This window comes from Phytoactinopolyspora endophytica (assembly GCF_004138495.1).
Lineage (GTDB): Bacteria > Actinomycetota > Actinomycetes > Jiangellales > Jiangellaceae > Phytoactinopolyspora > Phytoactinopolyspora endophytica.
Genome location: NZ_ML142853.1, coordinates 472,655 through 474,267 on the forward strand (window position 1 = coordinate 472,655; position 1,613 = coordinate 474,267).

Genomic DNA, 1,613 nt, shown 5'->3' on the forward strand with positions numbered 1-1,613 from the left:
TCGCGTCCGAGCCCGGCTCGGCCAGCTCGCCGGCCGGATTGGGCGCGTGGAAGGTACCTTCGTCGTCCCAGCGGTCCTGCCAGCGGCGCTCGATCTCATCGGCCAGCGCGCTGGTGTACCGATAGGGCACGTCGCCGTCGGAGGAAGGTGCGGCGGTGCTCACAGCAGTCGTGCTCGTATCAGACTCGCTCATGGCTTAGCTTCCCTCATCGTCTGTTGTCGCCGGCCCGGTGGCCCCGTGTCTCGGACGTGCACGAGACGTGCACTAGACATAGCAAAGCCCCTCAACGCATGAGGGGCCGCCGCGCTGACACGGATGCATCCAAGCACCCGTTCCTGTGGTCAGCGCGGCCTAGTAAGGAGCAACAGACCTCGCACGGTACCCAGGTTAGCGCATCGTCACCTTGCGAGACAGGCCACCGGCGGGTGCTCAGCCGGCGATCACCCCGTACGCTCGCACCGTGACGGTTGTCGTCCACGCTGCTGACCTGCACATCAACAGTCCACTACGGCGGCTCGCGCGGCACTACCCCGGCGAGGACTGGCATGCGCCGACCCGGGACGCCCTCGCCCATCTCGTCACGGCCACCACCGATGTGGCGGCGGACGTCCTCGTGCTCGCCGGTGACATCGCCGACCGCGAGTGGTACGACGACGACGTCGCGCGGCTCTTCAGCGAGGCGTTGGGGCTCCTTGACGACGCCGGCGTCACCGTGGTCGTCATCGACGGCAACCACGACGTGGCATGCGGGATCCGGCAGGACGTCACCGAGCCGGTCCGACGCCTCCCGCCGAATGTCGTCTGGTGCGACGACGACGCCGCGCACACCACGGTCCTGGAGAGCGCAGGCCTCGCCGTGCACGGCCGCGGCTTGCCGGCCGCGACGGTCGCCGAGGACTTGACCCGGACCTTCCCAGCGCGAACGCCGGGACTGGTGAACATGGGAGTCCAGCACACCAGCCTCGACAACCGGCGCGGCGGACGGCCGTGCGCGCCGACGACGGTCGAGGCTCTGCTCGACCTCGAGTACGACTACTGGGCTCTCGGCCACGCACACACCCGTCAGGTCGTCCACTCCGCGCCGTGGATCGTGTTTCCCGGGAACACCCAGGGACGCAAGGCCACGGAGCCGGGACCGAAGGGCGCCACTGTGGTGACCGCGGACCCCCACGGGGTGACCGGTGTCCAGCACCTCGAGCTGTCCAGCGTCCGCTGGGAGTGCCTGACCGTACGATGCTCCGGCCATGACGCCCCCGACGACGTCATCGAACGCACCCACACTGAGCTCAACGCCGCGGCCCGGCGCCTGCGTCCGGGACAGCGCCTGGCCGCTCGGATCGAGCTCACCGAGGCGTGCCGTTCCGAGCGACGCGCGGCCGCGGTCGAGGCCGGGATCCGGAGCCTGGCCGGCTCCGATCCGCGCTACCTCGTCGAAGAGGTCAGAACACCAGGTGCCAGCGGTCCCAGAACTCGACCGTGATGAAGATGGCGATGCCGAGCAGCCACACGATGCTGATCAGCGCGCGGTTCTCTACCACCGCCCGCCGCAGCCCGTCCGGCGCCGGAAGGTGCCGCTCGGAGAGCACGTAGCCGGTGGTGTAGACGAAGACAG

The 1,613-nt window shown here is 69.5% G+C and carries 1 protein-coding gene and 1 pseudogene; one reads left to right on the forward strand and one right to left on the reverse strand.

What is annotated here, in order from left to right; translation table 11 throughout:
- Positions 1–193, reverse strand: a pseudogene (locus ELR45_RS37725) (hypothetical protein); the annotation flags it as partial.
- 268 nt (positions 194–461) lie between these two features.
- On the opposite strand from ELR45_RS37725, the gene ELR45_RS12925 reads away from it, so the two are divergent.
- Entirely contained in the window at positions 462–1,481 is a 1,020-nt protein-coding gene (locus tag ELR45_RS12925) for a metallophosphoesterase family protein (RefSeq protein WP_165367730.1), read from the forward strand.
- Positions 1,482–1,613: the final 132 nt, after the last annotated feature.